Consider the following 20969-nt stretch of genomic DNA (forward strand, 5'->3'; position numbering starts at 1 on the left):
AAACTATAAGTCTTTAGTTAACTTTTTAACAATCTTGTTTTCTGATAAAAAGGCTTTTAAAATCACTTTGATAGCCGTGTAAGCTGGCACTGCAATAATAAGACCAACTACACCAAATAAAATACCTGTAATTAGTATGACTAAAAAGATTTCTAACGGATGGGATTTTACACTTTTAGAAAAAATGATAGGTTGGCTCCCAAAATTATCAACCAATTGTCCAATAACAAAAACAAGCAGCACCCAAAAGGTTTTTGGTAAAATAACATCACTAAAACTCTCACCTAAATTACTGGTCATGGTAAGTGTGAGCATTAAAACAGCACCAATTAATGGTCCCACATAGGGGATAAGGTTTAAAAGCGCACATAAAAATGCTATAACCACTGCATTTTCAACACCAATGATGAGTAATCCTATCATATAAATGATAAAGAGTATCAATATTTGGAAAATCAAACCAACAAAGTAGCGCGATAGCAAATCCTTAATTTTTGTGGAAGATGTTTTCCAGCGACTCTCTTTATTGTCAGGGATTAAGGTTAAAATGCTATTTTCAAATAACCTACTATCCTTTAAAAAGAAAAAAGAAATAAAAATCACAGAAAAGAGCCCTATACTGAAACTGCCGAGTCCACCAATTACAGAGTTTAGAAAATTAGGGATTAAGGAGAAATCTATTTTCGATAATAAATTTGAATCTTTTAAGGACTGTTCTACATCAATTTGGTGTAAATCAAAATAAGTTACGATTTCAGCATATAAATTTTCAATATTACCTTGTAATTCTTCAATATTTAGAAGGGATAAGTTTTGCCCCTGTTTTATAATCAAAGGAATAAATAAACTTACTAGCCCTATAAAAAGTCCCAATAAAAGCGTCATTGTGACTACTACAGCGATGGTGTTTTTAAATTTAAGCTTTCGCTCTAAAAACAACACAATTGGTCTCCCAATAAGCGATATTACAGCTGCTATAGCAACATATCCAATAACGGACTGTATTTGATAAAGAAAATAGAACAGAAGTGCTATACCACAAACAATGGCAATAGCTCTTAGGATGCCGTTCGAGATGATTTTTGAATTCATGTAGTAAATATAAACAATGCAGATGGAAGCATAAAAAACAGAAGTAAGAAGATGTTAGCGCAATTGCTTTGTGATTTCGTATAATGCAATGTTTGTAGCCTGTACAACATTCATACTGCTATTTTGTCCAAACATATCAATATGTAAGATGTCGTTAGATAGTTTTAAAATGCGCTCTGAAATTCCAAAATTTTCATCGCCAACTACCAAAACAATGGGATGTTTAGAAGGGAACTTGGCAATATACATAGGGGTACTGTTGCTCGTAATCTCTAAAGCTATAATGTGATAGCCTGAATCTTTGTAGTGTTTTACAGTGTCTAAAGCCGAATTTTTAATTTGAAAATTAACTGTTTTCTCAGTAGATCTAGAGGTTTTGGTCATTTTTCTTCCCAGGGTAATACCATCGCCACAAAGTATGAGTTGTTTTATGCCAAAAGCATCCGAGATTCTAAAAATACTACCAATATTTGATGCATTAGTAACATTGTCGCAAATTAATGTTATTGGGAATGTTTGTTTAGTAAACGTTGAATTATAGTGGGTAAGTTGCATGAATACTACACCATAATTTTATTAAACGCACTAGCCTTTTTTTTCTCATTCATCCAGATAGCTATGGGGATGGTACCTGTTAGTGTGGAGATAAAGCCTAGATCCCAAAGCAACACTGTTATTATCACTGCTAAAATGATGCCTCCAATAATTAGATAATAATTTGGTTCTGCCATCAGTCTGTTAATATGTCGCTTTGTTTGGTGTCCACAATGTTTACAACGTTTGTTTAGTTCTTCTCCAATTTCAGCTTTTAAATCAAATCTGTTATTGGATTTTACTTTAATAGTATTGCTTTTGCCACAAGAAGGAGAACTGCAGTAATATTGTAGCTTCATATTTTATTTGTTTGGTTTAGATAAAGAATAACTGTGATAGAGATTGTGAGAAATAGAATTAAAAAAATATAAGTTGTTTTTCGTTGCTGTTTTGTTAATTTATTCTTTTGACCTTTATTGATAGTATACTCAGAAAAAAAATCAAATATTGAAAATAACATTTCTAAGAAAAAGTTCATAAATCAACCAAGATAATTAATTTCAATGCTCAAACGCATATTTCACAATATTAGCACCCATTTTCAATGCTTTTAGGCGTATGTCTTCAGGATCGTTGTGTACTTCGGGGTCTTCCCAACCATCTCCTAAGTCACTTTCAAAAGTGAATATTACTATTAATCTATCCTCATAAAAAATACCAAATGCCTGTGGACGCTTACCGTCATGCTCATGAATTTTTGGTAATCCATTGGGAAATTTATAGGCAATATTAAATATGGGATGCGTTGTAGGTATCTCAACCAAATCTTTATTTGGAAATACTTTTTTAAGTTCTTTTTTCAAAAAAGGTTCCATCCCGTAATTATCATCAATATGAAGAAAACCGCCTGAAATCAAATAATTGCGTAAATTTTCAGCATCATCTTCAGTAAAAAACACATTGCCATGCCCTGTCATGTGTAAAAACGGATACTGGAATATATCTGTACTTCCTGTCTCAACCGTTTCTGGTTTTGTAGTTATTTTAGTGTTTATGTTGTCGTTGCAGAATTTTATCAAATTTGGTAATGCTGTAGGGTTGCTATACCAGTCGCCACCACCTTTGTATTTTAAAACAGCAATTTCTTGTGCAGAACACGTAGCTGTTAAAAAAATGCCAAATATAAACAGCAGTGTAAGATATCGTAAGGATTGACAACTAAAACTCATAATTCCAAAAATAATAAGAAATACCATGCGAAATACTTTTTTAATACCAATTATATTTTTGAGTACTTTTTTTTACGCACAGTCTCAAGTTAACCATAACAAACCTCTTGTGGTTTTGGAGTTGTTTACTTCTCAAGGGTGTTCTAGTTGTCCTCCTGCAGATGTTTTGGTTGATAAGGTACAGGCAGAATACGAAGACAAAATTATAGCACTCTCTTACCATGTGGATTATTGGAATTATATAGGTTGGAAAGATCCTTTTAGTAAAGTGTCTTATACAGAGAAGCAAAAAGCTTATGGCAACAAGTTTTACAGTAGGTCTGTTTATACGCCCCAGGTTGTGGTTAATGGGAAGACGCATTTTGTGGGGTCTAATGCATCTAAAATGGAAGAAAATGTAACATTATATTCTAAAAAATTACCGAGCAATACGGTTACAATTTCTAATGTAAAACGAATGGATGCCAGTCTAAATTTTGATTATATCGTAGATGGAACGCTGTTAGATAGAACCCTGCGATTGGTATTGGTAATTAAAGAACGGGTAACCGATGTAAAACGTGGCGAGAATAGAAACAGGACTTTAAAAAATTCGAATATTGTAGTTGAAGAAGTGTATTTTAAGTTAGATGACAAGACTGGCAATACGCATTTGAAAATTCCAAAAATTGTAGACGATAAAGATGATTTAGCTATTGTGGCTCTGGTGCAATCTGAAAATCTAGATATTACAGGAGGCACACAAATAGCTTTATAAATATTTAAATCAGTTTACTGAACAATCCTCATTGACAAAAGCTACAGAGTGGCATGCTACTATTGCAGCAGTTTCAGTACGCAATCTTGTGTCGCCTAAAGTAACTGGCATAAAATTCTTCTGCAAAGCCAATTCAATCTCTTCACTACTAAAATCTCCTTCGGGACCAATTAAAATAGTAATACTGGTTGCTGGTTGCAATTCTGCTTTTAGTGATTTTTTACCGCTATTCTCGCAATGCGCGATAAATAAACTACTGTTGTGGTCTTGTTCAACAAATGCTTTAAACGGTATAGCCTCATTAAGCTTAGGCTTATAGCAACTTAACGATTGTTTCATTGCTGATTGCAAAATACGCTCAAAACGTTCTGGCTTAATTATTTTACGTTCACTATGGTCGCAAATAATAGGAGTAATGGCATCTATACCTATCTCGGTAGCTTTCTCTAAAAACCATTCGTATCTGTCATTCATTTTAGTAGGAGCAACAGCTAAATGCAAAGAATAATCTTTTTGTTTTTCAAAGACTTTTGAAGTTATGGAAACAACACATTTATTTTGAGTAGCTAAAGTGATTTTTGCTGTAAACAACCAACCTTTGCCATTAGTTATAGTTAAAACATCTCCAACAGATTTACGCAGTACCTTAACAATATGTTTACTTTCTTCCTTTGAGAAAGAAAAATCTTTTGATTCTTCATTAATGTCTGGACTATAAAAAAGTTGCATTATTCTAGAGGTTCAACGATTTTTAGGACTTTAATTTCAGAAATATCTTTTGGCTCATGAGATTGAAACACCAAATAATACCATTGTTTTGATGGTACATCAACGGTATAGATATCTTCAAGCACATGATTGTTAGATATAATCGCATTTTCTAACGCTGCAGGCATACTTCCTACTGTAAACCAGCCAGTATCACCACCTTTTTTGCGATTTTTATCCATGGAATATTGATTTGCTAATGCACTAAACGGCGTACCATTGTTATATTTTTCTATTAAGGTTTCTCTTAAAGCATTAATGCTTTCTAAGCTATAGGTGTTTCCGTCTAAAAAGATATAGGCTACACGATAATAAGGGTTTGTACTTTTTTCTAAGATTTTATAAAGTACTTTTTCGTACGCTGTCTTTTCCGTTTTTACTTGTCCTTTATCTAGTGTAAATAAGGCTTTTGCGAGTTGGGATTTGTGCTTTTCTTCATTAAACGTAAAAATCTTGCTGTTAAAAGCATATTTATCTTTTATAAATTGTTTGGCTTGCTCCTGTGTTTCAATAGAGGCAAGAGCTTCTTCTGTGTCGTCTTGGGCAGATAAAGACACAATAGCGCATAAAAAAACGAGTGCAAATAGTAGGTATTGTTTCATGTTTTGTATTAAATTTTTTCAAATTTAAATTTTAAACAAAACAATAATTTTTAATACATAAGAAGTTTTTAAGAATTGGTTGTTTACAACTTTGTTGTACTGCTAACTGCAACTGATTACTACTAACTAATTTTATATCTTCAACCTAGCCGAAGCCATAATATCTTGATCAGCAAAATTACCTTCTAAAAACTTTAAATAACCAACAATAGCAATCATAGCTGCATTATCTGTGGTATACTCAAACTTAGGGATATAAGTGGTCCATCCAAATTTTTGTTCGCCATCTTTTAAGGCTTTTCTAATTCCTGAGTTAGCCGAAACACCTCCACCAATGGCAATATGTTTGATACCAGTTTCTTTTGAAGCTTTTTTTAGTTTATCTATTAAAATGCCAATAATGGTGTATTGTATAGAAGCACACACATCGTTTATATGTTCATTTATAAAATTTGGGTTTGCCTGTGTTTCTTTTTGAATAAAATACAGAATTGCAGTTTTTAACCCAGAAAAGCTAAAGTTTAGTCCGTCTACATTAGGTTTTGTAAACTTGTATGCTTTGGGATTCCCTAACTGCGCCCGTCTATCAATTTCTGGGCCAGCAGGGTAACCTAAGCCTAAAATCTTACCACTTTTATCATAAGCCTCACCAATAGCATCATCAATAGTCTCTCCAATTACGGTCATATGAAAATGGCTATCTACTTTTACAATTTGCGTGTGGCCACCAGAAATAGTCATTGCCAAAAACGGAAACGGGGGCTTTTTAAAACCGGCTTCTTCAATAAAATGCGCTAAAATATGGGCTTGCATATGGTTAACATCAATCAAAGGAATGTTTAAACCATAAGCTAAGGATTTAGCAAACGATGTACCTACCAGCAAACTTCCCATAAGTCCTGGGCCCCTGGTAAAAGCAATAGCGCTTAGTTGCGTTTTATCTATGCCCGCTTCTTTAAGCGCTTGATGCGCTACAGGTACTATATTTTGTTGATGTGCCCTCGAGGCTAATTCTGGCACAACACCACCATAGTCTTCATGTATTTTTTGACTCGCCACAACATTACTTAAAACCTTTCCGTTGTGTATTACGGCAGCTGATGTATCATCGCAAGAAGACTCAATCCCCAGAATATAAATATTTTGTTTTGCCATTACTAAATATTAGGCACAATAATTGTTAATTTTGAAATCGAATTTACATCTGTTTTCTTTTGTAAAAACGTAAATACAAAACTAGGCATTATTTCTATGTTAAAAAGGGGTAATGGGGTATTAAGTTTTAAAACCAATACGCAACATTAAGAGAGTATTTAAAATATCATATAAAATTTTGGCAATACTGGTATTGCTCTTTGTTATTTTGGTACTTATTTTTACTATTCCTTCTGTACAAACCGGCCTGGGTAACTATGCTACAAAACGTCTTAACGAAGCTTTTAAAACCAATATTAATATTGAAAAGTTAGGACTTCAATTTAATGGTGATGTAGAGTTAAAAAACATCTATGTTGAAGATTTTAAGCAGGATACGCTAATCAGCATTAAAGAATTAAATACTTCTATACTTAGTTTTTCAAATTTAATTAACGGTCAGCTTGTGTTTGGAGATATTGATATTATGGATCTCGTATTCAATATTAAAACCTACAAGGACTACAAAGACACCAACCTAGATATATTTGTAGCAAAATTAGAAGGTGATAACCCCAAAAAGGGAGATGGTAGTTTTTTATTATCCTCTAGTGATGTTTCCATTTACGATAGTACTTTTAGACTTTTAGATGAAAACAGGGAGACTACCAAGGTTTTAGAATTGAACAACTTAAATATTAACGCCACTAATTTTCTAATACACGGTAGTGATGTAAGTACCAGAATAAACACCTTGTCTTTTAAAGATAGTAGAGGGGTTAAGGTAGATAACTTGATGACTAATTTTAAGTACACCTTATCCAGTATGACGTTTGATGCTTTACAGATAAAAACAGCTAATTCCGTTTTAGAGGGGCGTTTAAAGTTTTTTTACAAAAGAGAAGATTTACAGTTTTTTACAGATAAAGTGGTGCTTGAGGCTTCTTTTGAAGATTCGAGTGTGCTCATGGACGAGCTAAATACCTTTTATGATGAGTTTGGGAAAAACCAAAAAACAACGTTTAGTGTAAACCTCTCTGGCACATTAAATGATTTAACTGCAAAAAATCTAGCACTTACCACTAGTAGCAATACTCTAGTTTACGGGGACATTGTTTTTAAAAACCTGTTTAGTAAAGCCTCCAACGATTTTTTAATGGATGGCAAGTTTAAAAACCTTACGTCTACATACAAAGATTTAAAAGCTTTGTTGCCAAATGTTTTAGGAGCAGCTATCCCATCTTCTTTTGATAGGTTGGGTACATTTAAGATCACTGGAAATTCTAGAGTTACCGCTTCTGAGGTGGATGCAGATATTGTAATGAATACAGAGTTAGGTTTTGTGAAATCCGACTTACATATTACCAAAATAAACGATATTGATAATGCATCTTATAAAGGAAGAATTGTATTAGATACATTTAATTTAGGGACTTTTATAGAAGATCCCAAAGTAGGGCAGGTCTCTCTTGACATGAATGTAAACGGAAGGGGATTTCTAGCGGAAACCATTAACACCGAAGTAAAAGGAGATGTATATCAGCTTAATTATAATGATTACAACTACAGCAAAACCCAAGTTTCAGGTAAAATAAAAAATAAAATATTTGATGGCATTTTACTGGTAAATGATGATAATCTTAAATTGAAGTTTAATGGGTTAATCGATTATTCTGATGCCATCAATAAATATGATTTTGTAGCTGAAGTAGACTATGCAGATTTAAACGTCTTAAACTTTGTGAAAAAAGACAGTATTTCAATTTTTAGAAGTACTGTTAGCATGAATATGAACAGTAGTAGTTTAGACGATGCGTATGGTAAAATAGCGTTTAGAAATACATCCTACAGAAATGAGCATGATACCTATAACTTTAAGAGTTTTAAGATAGGATCTAGATTTGAAGGTAAAACACGATATGTGGATATTAATTCTCCAGATATTATTGAAGGTGGCATAAGCGGAGAGTTTAAGGTTAGGGATATTGTAAAGCTCTTAGAGAACTCCGTTGGTAATATTTACACAAATTATAAACCGCATAAGGTAGAAGACAATCAAAGAATAGACTTTAATTTAAAAATCTATAACAAAATTGTAGAAGTTATATATCCAGAAATAGAACTAGGTAAAAACACCTTTATTCGTGGACGTATTGAGAGTGAGGCAAACCAATTTAGACTTACCTTTAAATCGCCTCAAATAAAACTATTGGAAAATTTTGCCAAGGGTATCGAGCTACAAGTAGACAATGGCAACCCTTTATTCAACACTTATGTAGAAGTAGATAGTATAAATACAAAATACTATAGTGCATCCAAGTTTAGTTTAATTAATGTTACTGTTAATGATACGCTTTTTATACGTTCAGAATTTTCAGGAGGAAAGCGTAATAATGATAAGTTTAACCTTAGTTTTTACCACACAATAAATGAAGAGAATAATTCTGTAATCGGTTTTAAGACATCTGATGTCATTGTTAAGGATTATAAATGGTATATCAATGGTAGTAATGATAAGTATAATAAAATTTCATTTACAAAAGATTTATCTTCTTTAGAAATTGATAGGTTAAAAATAAATCACGGTAATGAACAAGTGACTTTATCAGGTTTTGTTAAGGACTCTACCGAAAAGGATTTAAAACTTAAATTTAAAGACGTAAGGCTTTCAAAAATAATCCCTGATATCGATAGCCTAAAATTAAACGGACGTGTAAATGGTAAATTGGATATTTTACAAACGAATGGTGGATATCTTCCTAACTCTACTGTAGTGATTGATAATTTTAAAGTCAACAATTTTCCTCTAGGAGATTTCAATGCCCAAATTATAGGTAACGAAGATTTAACCAAGTATAATGTTGATGTTAGTATAATCGATGACATTAAAAGTACATTTTCTGCCATAGGTGATATAAATGTAAAACGAAACAATACGAATATAGATGTTGATTTGGAGTTCGATAGGTTTAACTTAAACCCACTAAACCCTCTGTTATCAGGTATTTTGTCCAATATTAGAGGAGCGGTTACAGGAGAGGCCAATATTATTGGGAATTTAAAACGTCCCGATATAGTAGGGGAACTCAATCTCGATGGCGGAGGCTTTACGATACCTTACTTAAATGTAGATTATCAATTTAACAATAATGCAGAAGTCGTTCTAGAAGACCAGAGTTTTTTGTTTAAGGATATTTTGTTAACCGATACAAAGTACAATTCTACAGCACGATTAAATGGTAAATTAAGTCATGTAAATTTATCCGATTGGAGGTTGGATTTAGGCCTATCAACAGGAAGGCTTTTAGTGCTCGATACCAAAGAAACAGAAGAATCCCTATATTATGGTACTGGGTTTATTGGAGGAACCGCAAGTATTTATGGGCCTACTGAAGAATTAGTAATTAGTGTAGTAGGAGAAACAAAACGAGGTACGGTATTTAAAATTCCTTTATCAGACACAGAATCATTTGGGGATAATTCCTTCATACACTTTATAACACCAGAACAAAAGCTGGCACGCGAAAAAGGTGAGGAATTTGTTTTGGAAGATGTAGAAGGATTAGAATTGGATTTTGATTTGGATGTTACACAAGATGCAGAATTAGAAATAATTATAAATAAAGAAACTGGTCACGCACTTAAAGGCAGGGGAGTTGGCGGTGTTTTAGTTGAAATAAATACTAATGGTAAATTTGATATGTGGGGGGACTTCTCCGTATTTGAAGGGGTGTATAATTTTGCATACGGAGGTTTAGTGCAGAAACAGTTTATAGTGCAACCTGGTGGTACCATAGCATGGAATGGGGATCCGCTAAGAAACACAACTATAAATATGCTGGCAACCTATAAAACCCAAACGAACCCTTCTCCACTATTAGATAATCCAATAAATAGAAGTATTCCTGTGGAATTAAATATTACGCTAACAGGAGATTTAGAACGCCCAAAACCAACTTACGATTTCGAATTTCCTAATGCTAACTCTACTATTAAGTCAGAGTTACAATACCGTTTGGATTCTGATGCAGAGCGTGAAAGCCAAGCATTATATTTTCTGGCTACAGGAGGGTCATTCCAAAATAGAGGCTCAGGAGAGTTAAATGTGTCCGGCACCATAGCAGAACGTTTAAATGGTATCGTAAATGGTATCTTTTCTAGCGAGGATGGAAAAGTAAACTTTGGTTTTAATTATGAAGCAGGCCAAAATAGGCCAGATTATCAAACTGATGATAGGGTAGTGGCCACATTTCAAACACAAATTAACGATAAAGTATTTTTCAACGGAAGTGTTGGTGTGCCCGTAGGAGGTGCGGGGGAAACCCAAACCGTTGTTGCTGGGGATTTAGAGATTAATTTTTTATTAAATAAAGAAGGTACCTTATCTGCTAAAGTTTTTAATAGAGAAGTTGATATTCAGAGTTTTGGTCAAGATATAGGGTATAAACAAGGTGTAGGTTTATCATACAATGTAGATTTCGATACCTTTAAAGAACTGATTAGAAGTTTATTTAAAAAGAAACAAAAACCAAAAGCACCTACAAAAGAACAACCTCAGGAAAATGAAGCAGAGGCACTCCCAAGTTTTATAACAATAAAATCTTCTGAGAAAAAAGGGTAATCATTTGGCATCCACTTGTTTTGTTAATAAAACAGAGCTTTTTGTTAACTAAAACGTTATAGTTTTATAATACTATTAAAATATGATATATGTTATAAAAATATAATATTTGTTTAGTAATTTTACCTCGAAATTAAAGCGTTAATGTCAGAAAAAATAAGAAAAATAGGTGTTTTTACCTCAGGAGGGGATTCTCCTGGAATGAATGCAGCAGTGCGTTCTGTAGTAAGAACTTGTGCCTTTCATAATATAGAGTGTGTAGGTATTTACCAAGGATATGAGGGAATGATGAAAGGGGATTTTGAAATTTTAGGTCCTAGAAGTGTGAAAGGCATCATCAATAAAGGAGGTACCATACTTAAATCTGCCCGCTCTAAAGAATTTAGAACTAAGGAAGGTAGACAAAAAGCATACGATCAATTGCAAAAAGCAGAAATAGATGCCTTGGTAGCAATTGGTGGGGATGGAACTTTTACAGGTGCCATGATTTTTAATCAAGAGTTTAATTTTCCAGTGATGGGTATTCCTGGAACTATCGATAATGATATTTTTGGAACATCACATACCCTGGGCTTTGATACTGCGCAAAATACAGTAGTAGAAGCTATTGATAAAATTAGGGATACTGCGAGCTCACATAACAGGTTGTTTTTTATAGAGGTTATGGGTCGCGATGTTGGCCATATAGCTCTCAATGTAGGTATAGCCGGTGGAGCAGAGGAAATTTTAATCCCAGAGGAAGATTTAGGACTTGATAGATTGGTAGAATCTTTAAATAAGAGTAGAACATCTGGAAAGTCTTCAAGTATAGTTGTAGTTGCTGAAGGCGACAAAATAGGTAAAAACATATTCGAACTTAAAGAATATGTTGATGAAAACATGGAAGGCTACGATGTTAGGGTTTCTGTTTTAGGCCATATGCAGCGTGGTGGAGCCCCATCTTGTTTTGATAGGGTACTTGCCAGTAGAATGGGGGTAAAGGCTGTAGAGTCCATACTAGAAGGTAAAACAAATTTTATGGTAGGTTTGCTGAATAATGTAATGCAGTTAACACCTTTAGATCAAGCCATAAAAGGAAAATCAAAAATTAACTTAGAATTACTTCGTGTCTCAGATATAATGAGCACATAATAAACATTAATAAATAAAAACATGTCAAATTTAAAAATTGGAATTAACGGGTTTGGAAGAATAGGAAGGATTGCTTTTAGAGTAGCAGTAACTAGACCAGACATAGAGGTTGTTGGAATTAATGATTTGCTGGATGTTGAGCATTTAGCGTACTTGTTAAAGTATGATTCTGTACACGGAAAATTTAACGGTACTGTTGAAGTAGTAAACGGTAACCTAGTTGTAAATGGTAATGAGATAAGAATTACAGCAGAGCGTAATCCAGAAGATTTAAAATGGGATGCAGTAGGTGCTGAGGTTGTTTTAGACTGTACAGGTATATTTACAACTTTAGATAAAGCACAAGCACACATTACAGCAGGAGCTAAGAAAGTTGCTATATCCGCACCATCTGCAGATGCACCAATGTTTGTAATGGGGGTAAACCATGATAAAATCACTGATGCAGATACTATTGTTTCTAATGCATCTTGTACTACAAACTGTTTAGCGCCTTTAGCTAAAGTCATTAATGATAAATTTGGAATTGCAGAAGGTTTAATGACAACAGTTCACGCTGCCACTTCAACACAATTTGTTGTTGATGCACCGTCTAGAAAAAACTACAGATTAGGTCGTGCGGCTATTGCTAACATCATTCCTTCATCTACAGGTGCTGCAAAAGCAGTTGGTAAAGTGATTCCAGAATTAAACGGAAAACTAACAGGTATGGCATTTAGAGTTCCTACACCAGATGTATCTGTAGTAGACTTAACATGTCGTTTAGAGAACCCGGCATCTTTTGATGATGTTAAAGCAGCGCTTAAAGAAGCTTCAGAAAACGAATTAAAAGGTATATTAGGATATACTGAAGAAGGTGTGGTATCCCAAGATTTTGTTTCAGAACCGCGCACAAGTGTTTTTGATGCAGGAGCAAGTATTGGTTTAAATGATGGTTTCATTAAATTAATTTCTTGGTATGACAATGAGTTTGGTTACTCAACTAAACTTATTGATTTAGCACAACACATTGGTACTTTATAATACTTTAAATAACTCAAAGGCTTCGCGATCCTACGGTTGCGAAGCTTTTTTATTCCCATACTTATGATTTTAATTGTTGATAGTGGTTCTACCAAATCTGATTGGTTAGCAGTAGACAAAGAAGGAAATAAACTCATGGAAAAAGTTCGCACTAAAGGGCTTAATCCAGCTATTTTAAGTGAAAAAAAGCTACACAAGACAATCCTAAAGAGTGAGGAATTAAAAGCACATAAGGATGAGGCCACCCATGTCTTTTTCTATGGTGCTGGTTGTGGTACAGAAAATGCAAGAGAACTACTATCTTCAGTTTTAAAAAGCATATTTACCAAAGCTCATGTCGAGGTAAATGAGGACACCCTAGCTGCTGTTTATGCAACAATTAATCATCCAAAAGAGGCTGCAGTAGTTTGTATTATGGGGACAGGGTCAAACTGTAGCTATTATGATGGAGAACAATTGCACCAACGTATCATCTCCCTTGGTTATACTTTAATGGATGATGCTTCTGGTAATTATTATGGTAAACAATTAATTAAGGATTACTATTATAACCATATGCCAGAAAATGTAAAAGTTGCATTTGGGGCTAAGTATAACATGGATGCAGACTTTATAAAATATAATTTATACAAGCAACCAAGTCCCAATGCTTATCTTGCAAGTTTTGCGGAATTTATGTTTTTACACAAAGATTCGGAATACACCATTAAACTTATAAAGGACGGCATTAGGGAATTTGCAAAAAACATGATTTTTCAATACAAAGAGGAACTAAAAACAGTTCCAGTGCATTTTGCAGGGTCTATCGCCTTTTTTGCACAACAAGAAATTAAAGAAGTGGCAGAAGAAATGGGTTTTACAGTTGGTAATTTTGAACGTAGACCCATAGATGGTTTGGTACCTTTCCACACAAAGGATATGTAATTAATAAGTCCAAATTTATTTAGAATAAACCCTATTTTCCTGTTCGGCAACCCTAATAAAAGTAGTACGCTTAGTAAGCTCTTTCAGTCGAGAAGCCCCTACATAAGTACAGGTACTACGTAAGCCTCCTAAAATATCTTTTATGGTTTCTGATACCTGTCCGCGGTAAGGCACTTCAACAGTTTTACCTTCACTAGCTCTGTATTCAGCTACACCACCAGAGTGCTTATCCATTGCTGTAGAAGAACTCATGCCATAGAACTTTCTGTACTGTTTGCCATTACGTTCAATAATAGTACCACCGCTTTCATCATGTCCCGCAAACATACCACCTAGCATAACAAAATCAGCACCAGCACCAAACGCTTTAGCTACATCACCAGGGGTTGTGCATCCACCATCGCTAATTATTTGCCCACCTAAACCATGAGCAGCATCAGCACATTCAATAATAGCAGAAAGTTGTGGGTAACCAACACCTGTTTTAACCCTTGTGGTACATACCGATCCTGGGCCGATACCTACCTTTATAATATCAGCACCAGAGAGTAATAATTCTTCTACCATTTCCCCCGTAACAACATTGCCAGCAATAATTACTTTTTCTGGGTAATTATCTCTTGTTTGTTTTACAAAATCAGCAAAATGCTCAGAATACCCATTAGCAACATCGATGCAAATAAATTGTAATTGAGGATTAGCTTTTATGTTTTCAGAGAGGCGTATCGCATCTTGTTTGCCAATACCAGTGCTTATTGCAATATGGTTTTCAATACCTTTTGGGGATGTATTTAAAAACGCAGTCCATTCTTCAGTACTGTAGTGCTTGTGTATCGTAGTAAATAGTTGTGCCTCGGTAAGCGCATTTGCCATTTTAAAAGTACCAACAGTATCCATATTGGCAGCAATAATTGGTATCCCAGACCAAGTTAATGGGCTATGTAAAAATTTAAATTCCCTAGTAAGATTAACCTCTTTTCGGCTTTTAAGTGTTGACCGCTTTGGACGTATCATAACATCCTTAAAACCTAATTTTATATCATATTCAATTCGCATGAGGCACATATTTTAATAATATTCAAAATTAAGGCTTTTATGATTTTAAACCTCTTGAACGAAAATATATTTGATAACATCCATAAATTCATATTGTTTCGTATATTTAATGTTAACTAATTTTTAGCAATGAAATTTCCTCCCAAATCCAAACAAGGCTTTAGACTGTGGACTATTGGTTCTATTTTTGGGCTTATAACCTTGGGGATTCTATTTTTTGCCGGACGATACATTTCTGATAGCGCTGATTATTTCTCAACTTTCGCTTTATTGATTTTCATGACCTTAGTTATTGTAACTGGAGCGTTTTTATATGTATTAAGGTCTCAAATTGATGATGGGGTTGTAGAATCTTATTTAAATAATAGAATTAATGAATTAGAAGAAAAATTAGAAACAGTCACTGAGAGTTCTGAACACAAATCTATCTATCTAGAGAATATGAGTCATGAAATCCGTATTCCGTTGAGTACAATTATGGGTATGATTCGTATGTTAAAAAATACCGACTTAGATTCAGACCAACAGGCGCAGCTTGAGATTGCAGAGTATTCCTCAGAACACTTACTACAGCTTATAAATATGATTTTAAATAATTCTAAAAGTGTTGGGGCTGATTTGAAAATAGAACAAGTACCTATTCGCTTAAAATCTGATTTTACCAAGCTGTTTAAAATATTTGAATATCAAGCATGGGAAAATAATCTAGAGTTTAGTTATAAATTTTTAATAGATAAGAAACAGGATTTTTTATTATTGGGAGATATTAGTAAAATACAACAAGTGCTCATTAATATAGTAAACAATGCCATTAAGTTTACCAACAGTGGAAAAATAGAAATAACTATTGACCATAAAGTAACATATGACAACCTACAAGTGGTTTCATTTTATATTAAAGATACTGGTATTGGTATGAGTGATTTTGAGCAAAACCAAACTTTAAAAAGTATAGAAGAGAAAAGCACAATACCATTAAAACATTATCGAGGATCTGGTATAGGGCTTGCAGCAAGTAAAAAACTTATAGAACTCATGGGAGGAGAGCTTAAGTTTGAAAGTAAGGAGAACGAAGGGTCCACATTTTACTTTAGCTTACAAATGCAAAAAACCCTTAATGTTATAGAAGAACCACCAAAAGAAGTCCCAATTTTATTAAACAAATATGATTACAAGTTTAGTGTTTTGGTAGCAGAGGATAATAAAATGAACCAAAAAGTACTTCGTTTTTTATTAGAACAGCATGGTGCTGAATGTACATTTGTAACCAATGGCCTAGATGCTGTAAACCTTTACAAAGTAATTAACTTTGATATGGTTTTTATGGATATATACATGCCAAAAATCAATGGATATGAAGCCACAAAAATCATAAAAAATTCTGATAAATACCAGAAGAATAATATACCAATAGTAGCGGTATCAGCAAGTGCTTTTGACGAGGACATTAAAAAAGCAAAGGTAGCTGGGGTTGATGAATTTTTAGCAAAACCTATAGATAGTAAAAAACTAAATAGTGTTTTAAGGAAATATGCTTTAAAAAAAGAGGAGCAGGTGTCTTAAGTTTTACTTCACTGCAATCATACTAATTTCTACGTTTACATGCTTTGGCAATCTGGCCACTTGAACTGTTTCCCTGGCAGGTGCAGTTTCCTCATTAAAGAAACTACCATACACATCATTAATTATACTAAAGTCATCCATATTAGCTATGAATATTGAAGATTTCACAACATTTTCAAACGTATAATTGGCTGCATCTAGAACAGCTTTTAGATTTTGCATTACTTGCATAGTTTCAGATTGAATATCATCTAATACCAAATGTCCTGTTTCTGGGTTTATGGCAATTTGCCCCGATAGATATAACGTGTTTCCTCTCAATATAGCTTGGTTGTATGGTCCTAATGGAGCAGGGGCTTTATCGGTAGTAATTATTTTTTTCATTAGAATATTCTATGTGTTAAATGATACGATAATCCTATAGAGTTTGGTCTGGCTGCCTTCTCTGCTCGTATTTAAGATCCTTAAGAATACTAGATTTTATCCCAATAAAGAAATTCCATGAGCTTCTAGAGCTAAAAGGCACCCAACTAAAATTCATACGCCAACTTAATAAATCCCGTTCAAAACGTAACTGTGTAAAGGTAAATCCGTGATTTTTAAAATCGTAACCAGAAGATCCTCCTACAGACCATTTTGGAGACAACTCAATATCCCCAGAAAACATTAGCGAGTGTGATGCTATTTCACTATTACGTCTTTGATTAGAATAATTTACAGCATAGGCTAGTCTCAGGCTCCATGGCACTTTAAAGTTATAAAATTTATTATCCTCTTGATCCTCATCTTTCTTGTCAGTATCATCAAAGCGTTTACTTGTATAATCCTCCGAACGCCCAAACAAGTCATCAGCTCTACCACCATTCCTAATATTTTCCTCTACACTGGCATCTCTAGCATTATCATCTTTTTTATCACCGCTTTTGCTAGAAATAGAGTAGCTCATATTCATATTTGCACTTGTAAGCCTAAACAAACTACCTCCATTATCGATATTAAAGGTGTTTATTCTTCTATTATTGTTATCCAAAGCGTAGGGATCTAAAGTTGCACTAAAGTTTACACTTAATTTTTTATCAAACAATTGGGTACCACCATTTATTCTTACAGGGCTCCATTGTAAGGAATCGCCAGCAAAATTATATGCGGTAGACACGTTTAAGTTATTTAGGAGTGTTACTTTTTTAGGTTCGGTTTTTGTAGAATCCTTGTCTCTTACTTTCGCCTCAAAGTTGTTTGATAGTGAAATACCCATTGAACTGGAAAATCGTCTATTAGGAACTCCAAATAAACTTTGTTCAAAACGAGTGAATTCTACATCATCTCTCGTTGCACCATCAGCAGTTACTACTTCGGTTTCGTAACTATCATAATACCTATCAAAAGCAGGATTAATATTGTAACTAATTGCAGGACGCATTACATGCCGTATAGCCTTTAGTTTTTTATCCTCTCCCTTTTTTTCAAAGTTGAACATACCATAAATTGTAGTACCTATACTGGTACTAAAGTTATAGGTTCTATAAGAATCAAAGCCTTTTATAGTGTCTGTTATCGTTTCCCTAGTTTCAAAATCAAAGCGCCTATCTATGGTATTAAATGTCCAAACTTCGTTAAAACTACTACTAGCACTTACACTAAAATGCTTAAACAATTTAAAGTTTGTGCTTAAAGGTACAGAGTGCTGAAAACCTGCTTTGGCATCATCAAACATTTCCTTTTTAAAGAATTGAGAATCGGTGGTTTGAATTCTGTTTTCTCCACGCACATTATATTGAAAGTTGATGTTTTGAATCATTCCCTTCTTAGTCCCAGTTTTAGGAGCAAAAGGAAATACACGTCCCATATTGGCCTGAAATGTAGGGAGCGTCATGTTTATTTGTTGTGTTTGGGTATTTTGTGAGTGCGTAGCTGTAACACTAAAGTCCACTTGTGGCTCCCCTTGGAATGTCCTAGAATAAGAGACTGATGAAGCTAAGGTATTATTTAAAAAAGCACCTGTGGTAGCTTGGTTAAGAGAAGCCCTATAAAATGTACTACTTCCTAAGTTTACTGATGCAGAAAACCTTGAATTAGGACTCGCTTTTGCATCTTGACTGTGAGACCACCGCAAGTTATACACTGTAGTTTTAGAATAGTCGGGGAAACCACGTTCACTAGTTATAAGGTTTTCGTATCTAAATCCAAAATTACCACTAAACTTATACCTTAACGCATAAGTGCTCTCCCCCCGGACACCATAACTTCCATTAGTGTAATAATCTCCCATTAGCGCTAGGTCTATATGCGGACTTATAGCAAAATAATACCCACCATTTTGTAAAAAATAGCCTCTTTCATTTTGTTCTCCAAATGTTGGAATAAGTACTCCAGAGGCAGCAGTATTCGCTGGCCTTTGTGGAAAGAAGCTAAACGGCATCCATATTGGGGTAGGCACATCGTAGAAGTACATCTGCGCTGGCCCAGTTACAATTTTTTTCTTAGGTACAATTTTAGCCCTTTTTAGTAGAATATAGTATTCAGGATCATCTAAGTTTTCAGCTGTGGTATATTTGGCATCTTTTATAAAATATACAGAGTCATTCTCTTTTTTCGTAACCTTAGCTATAACGGTTCCTTCTCCCTGTTCGGTAATACTGTTGTAAATAAGTGCCTTTTGGGTTTTAGTATTAAAAACAATAGAGTCAGGTTTTACTATATTTCCTCCTTGATCAAAAACAGGAGCTTGCGTATACGTGCCAGAAGTGTCAACGATACCTCTAGCATAAACTATATTCCGTTTATAATCTATGGTTATATCTCCTGCCTTGATATTAAGATCTCCATACGTAATCTCTGCCTCATTATAGAGGTACAATTTCTGTTTTCTTTGATTCATCGAGGTATAGTCCTGGGCCTTGTAGGTAACTATATGCTCCAAAAACGATTTCTTTTTGGGGTTTATGGAATCTATAACAGTGGTGTCTTGAGGTGTTTCGGGAACTTCTCGGTTTATAATACTATCTGTGGGTTTTATTAGAGTATCCTGTTCTTTTTTAGGGGTTGCTTCAATAGACTGCCCCTTTTTTGGGATATCTTGGGCGAAGCTAAAAGTGTTGATAAACACTGTAAAACTCAATGCAAAAAGTATTTTAAATTGGTTTGTACGCAACGCTTTTAATGTATTTTTGTAAAAGTATGGCTCGGTTTTTGAAATGCCAAAATTACATATATTTTTCTGGGTTTAATTTATATTTCATTAGAAAAATTTTCATTTGAAATAAACCAAATTATACAGCCCTTTTGCTTAATCAAAAACTGAACCTTTTTAGGTAAAATTGAATGCTAAATTCAAAATTTAACAATTACCACATGAAAACGAACATGATATTACGTTTCGTATGTTTTATAATAGTATTAACATTTAATGTATCTGTTAATGCACAGTCCAACAATAACAAATTGGTTATTGTTTTAGATGCGGGACATGGTGGTAAAGATTCTGGAACACCAGGAACGAAGAGGTATAAGACCGCCGAAAAAGATATTGCTTTAGATGTAACCCTTGCATTGGGCAAGCTTATAAAAAAGCATATACCTAATGTAAAAGTATTATATACAAGAACTAAAGATGTTTACCCTACCTTGAATAAACGCGCTGTTTTTGCAAACGATAACAAGGCAGATTTATTTATATCCATACATTGTAATGCGCAACCAGGAGGGAAAGGAACAGCATATGGATCAGAAACCTTTGTTTTAGGGCTTCATAAAAACGCTGCAAACCTTGAAGTTGCCAAACGCGAAAACTCCGTAATTTATCTAGAAGACAATTATGAGGAAACATATAAAGATTTTAATCCTAACTCGCCTGAGTCTTTAATAAGTTTGATTTTAGCGCAAGAGGATTATCTAGATCATAGTATAGAGTTGGCAAATTATATAGAAACAGAGTTTAAAGTTACAGGTAAGCGTAAAAGTAGAGGGGTAAAGCAGGCAGGTTTGTATGTTTTAGCATATACATATATGCCTAGTGTACTTGTGGAATTAGGGTTTTTAACACACAAAAAAGAAGAAGATTATTTAAACTCTAAAAAAGGAAAGCAAGTAATGACAAAGTCATTATTTAACGCGATAGAAAAATATGTGAATGCTATTTTCCAAAATAAGTTGAAAGCTATTGCGGTTACAGAAAAAAATGAAAATCCCCAAAACCCTTCTGGTGGAATTATTGAGGAAAACATCATAGAAGGTGTTACTTTCAAGGTTCAAATCGCAGCAAGTTCAAGGGTACTAGAACCCAAACCCTATAATTTTAAAGGCTTAAAAGATATTTCTCGAATTAGGCAAGGAAACTTATACAAGTATTTTTATGGAAGTACTTCGGATTATAACAAAGCCAAGTCTTTGGTAAAAGAGGCAAAAGCAAAAGGCTATGCTACCAGTTTTGTAGTAGCTTTCAAGGATGGAAATAGGGTTCCGCTAGCCAATGTTCTAAAAACAGCCTCGAATTAATAAGTTCCTATCTAAATTTATTTTAAATTTGTTTTTAAAAG

At 34.0% G+C, this 20969-nt stretch carries 17 protein-coding genes; 7 read left to right on the plus strand and 10 right to left on the minus strand.

Features of this window, described 5'->3' with window-relative positions; all coding sequences use genetic code 11:
* Window positions 1–3: 3 nt before the first annotated feature.
* The 4 genes from JS605_RS13240 to JS605_RS13255 form a co-directional block, all read right to left on the minus strand.
* Window positions 4–1092 carry an AI-2E family transporter gene (locus JS605_RS13240; protein WP_203258201.1) on the minus strand — a complete coding sequence of 363 codons (1089 nt, stop codon included), beginning with the start codon at window positions 1090–1092 and terminating at the stop codon, window positions 4–6.
* A gap of 54 nt (window positions 1093–1146) precedes the next feature.
* The gene (locus JS605_RS13245) at window positions 1147–1647 is read right to left on the minus strand and encodes a TrmH family RNA methyltransferase (RefSeq protein ID WP_203258202.1); all 501 of its coding nucleotides are present in this window, start codon (window positions 1645–1647) and stop codon (window positions 1147–1149) included.
* A gap of 5 nt (window positions 1648–1652) precedes the next feature.
* Window positions 1653–1985 carry a hypothetical protein gene (locus JS605_RS13250; RefSeq protein ID WP_203258203.1) on the minus strand — a complete coding sequence of 111 codons (333 nt, stop codon included), beginning with the start codon at window positions 1983–1985 and terminating at the stop codon, window positions 1653–1655.
* Between the two features lie 201 nt (window positions 1986–2186).
* A complete protein-coding gene (locus JS605_RS13255) occupies window positions 2187–2882 on the minus strand; it encodes a DUF4159 domain-containing protein (RefSeq protein WP_239000349.1) in 696 nt (231 codons plus the stop codon).
* 31 nt (window positions 2883–2913) lie between these two features.
* Between JS605_RS13255 and JS605_RS13260 the strand changes: the two genes are divergently transcribed.
* Window positions 2914–3612 carry a DUF1223 domain-containing protein gene (locus tag JS605_RS13260; protein WP_203258204.1) on the plus strand — a complete coding sequence of 233 codons (699 nt, stop codon included), beginning with the start codon at window positions 2914–2916 and terminating at the stop codon, window positions 3610–3612.
* A gap of 9 nt (window positions 3613–3621) precedes the next feature.
* On the opposite strand, the gene JS605_RS13265 is transcribed toward JS605_RS13260, so the two are convergent.
* The 3 genes from JS605_RS13265 to tsaD all read right to left on the minus strand — a co-directional run bounded on the left by JS605_RS13265 (window position 3622) and on the right by tsaD (window position 6137).
* On the minus strand, window positions 3622–4341 hold the full coding sequence (locus tag JS605_RS13265) for a 16S rRNA (uracil(1498)-N(3))-methyltransferase (RefSeq protein ID WP_203258205.1): 720 nt from the start codon (window positions 4339–4341) through the stop codon (window positions 3622–3624).
* Window positions 4341–4982, minus strand: coding sequence for a peptidylprolyl isomerase (locus JS605_RS13270; RefSeq protein ID WP_203258206.1), 642 nt, complete (start codon window positions 4980–4982; stop codon window positions 4341–4343). The genes JS605_RS13265 and JS605_RS13270 overlap by 1 nt, the downstream gene beginning before the upstream one ends.
* A 132-nt stretch (window positions 4983–5114) precedes the next feature.
* Window positions 5115–6137, minus strand: coding sequence for a tRNA (adenosine(37)-N6)-threonylcarbamoyltransferase complex transferase subunit TsaD (gene tsaD, locus JS605_RS13275; protein WP_203258207.1), 1023 nt, complete (start codon window positions 6135–6137; stop codon window positions 5115–5117).
* 178 nt (window positions 6138–6315) lie between these two features.
* On the opposite strand from tsaD, the gene JS605_RS13280 reads away from it, so the two are divergent.
* The 4 genes from JS605_RS13280 to JS605_RS13295 all read left to right on the plus strand — a co-directional run bounded on the left by JS605_RS13280 (window position 6316) and on the right by JS605_RS13295 (window position 13815).
* Window positions 6316–10737 carry a translocation/assembly module TamB domain-containing protein gene (locus JS605_RS13280; protein WP_239000350.1) on the plus strand — a complete coding sequence of 1474 codons (4422 nt, stop codon included), beginning with the start codon at window positions 6316–6318 and terminating at the stop codon, window positions 10735–10737.
* Window positions 10738–10881: 144 nt separating this feature from the next.
* Window positions 10882–11868 carry a 6-phosphofructokinase gene (gene pfkA, locus JS605_RS13285; protein ID WP_203258208.1) on the plus strand — a complete coding sequence of 329 codons (987 nt, stop codon included), beginning with the start codon at window positions 10882–10884 and terminating at the stop codon, window positions 11866–11868.
* A gap of 21 nt (window positions 11869–11889) precedes the next feature.
* Window positions 11890–12891 carry a type I glyceraldehyde-3-phosphate dehydrogenase gene (gene gap, locus JS605_RS13290; RefSeq protein WP_203258209.1) on the plus strand — a complete coding sequence of 334 codons (1002 nt, stop codon included), beginning with the start codon at window positions 11890–11892 and terminating at the stop codon, window positions 12889–12891.
* 63 nt (window positions 12892–12954) lie between these two features.
* On the plus strand, window positions 12955–13815 hold the full coding sequence (locus JS605_RS13295; protein ID WP_203258210.1) for an N-acetylglucosamine kinase: 861 nt from the start codon (window positions 12955–12957) through the stop codon (window positions 13813–13815).
* Between the two features lie 15 nt (window positions 13816–13830).
* Here JS605_RS13295 and JS605_RS13300 read toward each other — a convergent pair whose 3' ends face one another.
* On the minus strand, window positions 13831–14871 hold the full coding sequence (locus JS605_RS13300; protein WP_203258211.1) for a GMP reductase: 1041 nt from the start codon (window positions 14869–14871) through the stop codon (window positions 13831–13833).
* Between the two features lie 129 nt (window positions 14872–15000).
* Here JS605_RS13300 and JS605_RS13305 point away from each other — a divergent pair, with 129 nt between their 5' ends.
* On the plus strand, window positions 15001–16434 hold the full coding sequence (locus JS605_RS13305) for a response regulator (protein ID WP_203258212.1): 1434 nt from the start codon (window positions 15001–15003) through the stop codon (window positions 16432–16434).
* Window positions 16435–16437: 3 nt separating this feature from the next.
* Here JS605_RS13305 and JS605_RS13310 read toward each other — a convergent pair whose 3' ends face one another.
* A complete protein-coding gene (locus JS605_RS13310; protein WP_203258213.1) occupies window positions 16438–16818 on the minus strand; it encodes a RidA family protein in 381 nt (126 codons plus the stop codon).
* Window positions 16819–16852: 34 nt separating this feature from the next.
* The gene (locus tag JS605_RS13315) at window positions 16853–19585 is read right to left on the minus strand and encodes a putative LPS assembly protein LptD (protein WP_203258214.1); all 2733 of its coding nucleotides are present in this window, start codon (window positions 19583–19585) and stop codon (window positions 16853–16855) included.
* Window positions 19586–19785: 200 nt separating this feature from the next.
* On the opposite strand from JS605_RS13315, the gene JS605_RS13320 reads away from it, so the two are divergent.
* Window positions 19786–20928 (plus strand): N-acetylmuramoyl-L-alanine amidase family protein, encoded by a 1143-nt coding sequence (locus JS605_RS13320; RefSeq protein ID WP_203258215.1) that lies wholly within the window; start codon window positions 19786–19788, stop codon window positions 20926–20928.
* The last annotated feature ends 41 nt before the right edge of the window (window positions 20929–20969 follow it).

The organism is Hyunsoonleella ulvae (assembly GCF_016827605.1).
GTDB classification, from domain to species: Bacteria; Bacteroidota; Bacteroidia; order Flavobacteriales; family Flavobacteriaceae; genus Jejuia; species Jejuia ulvae.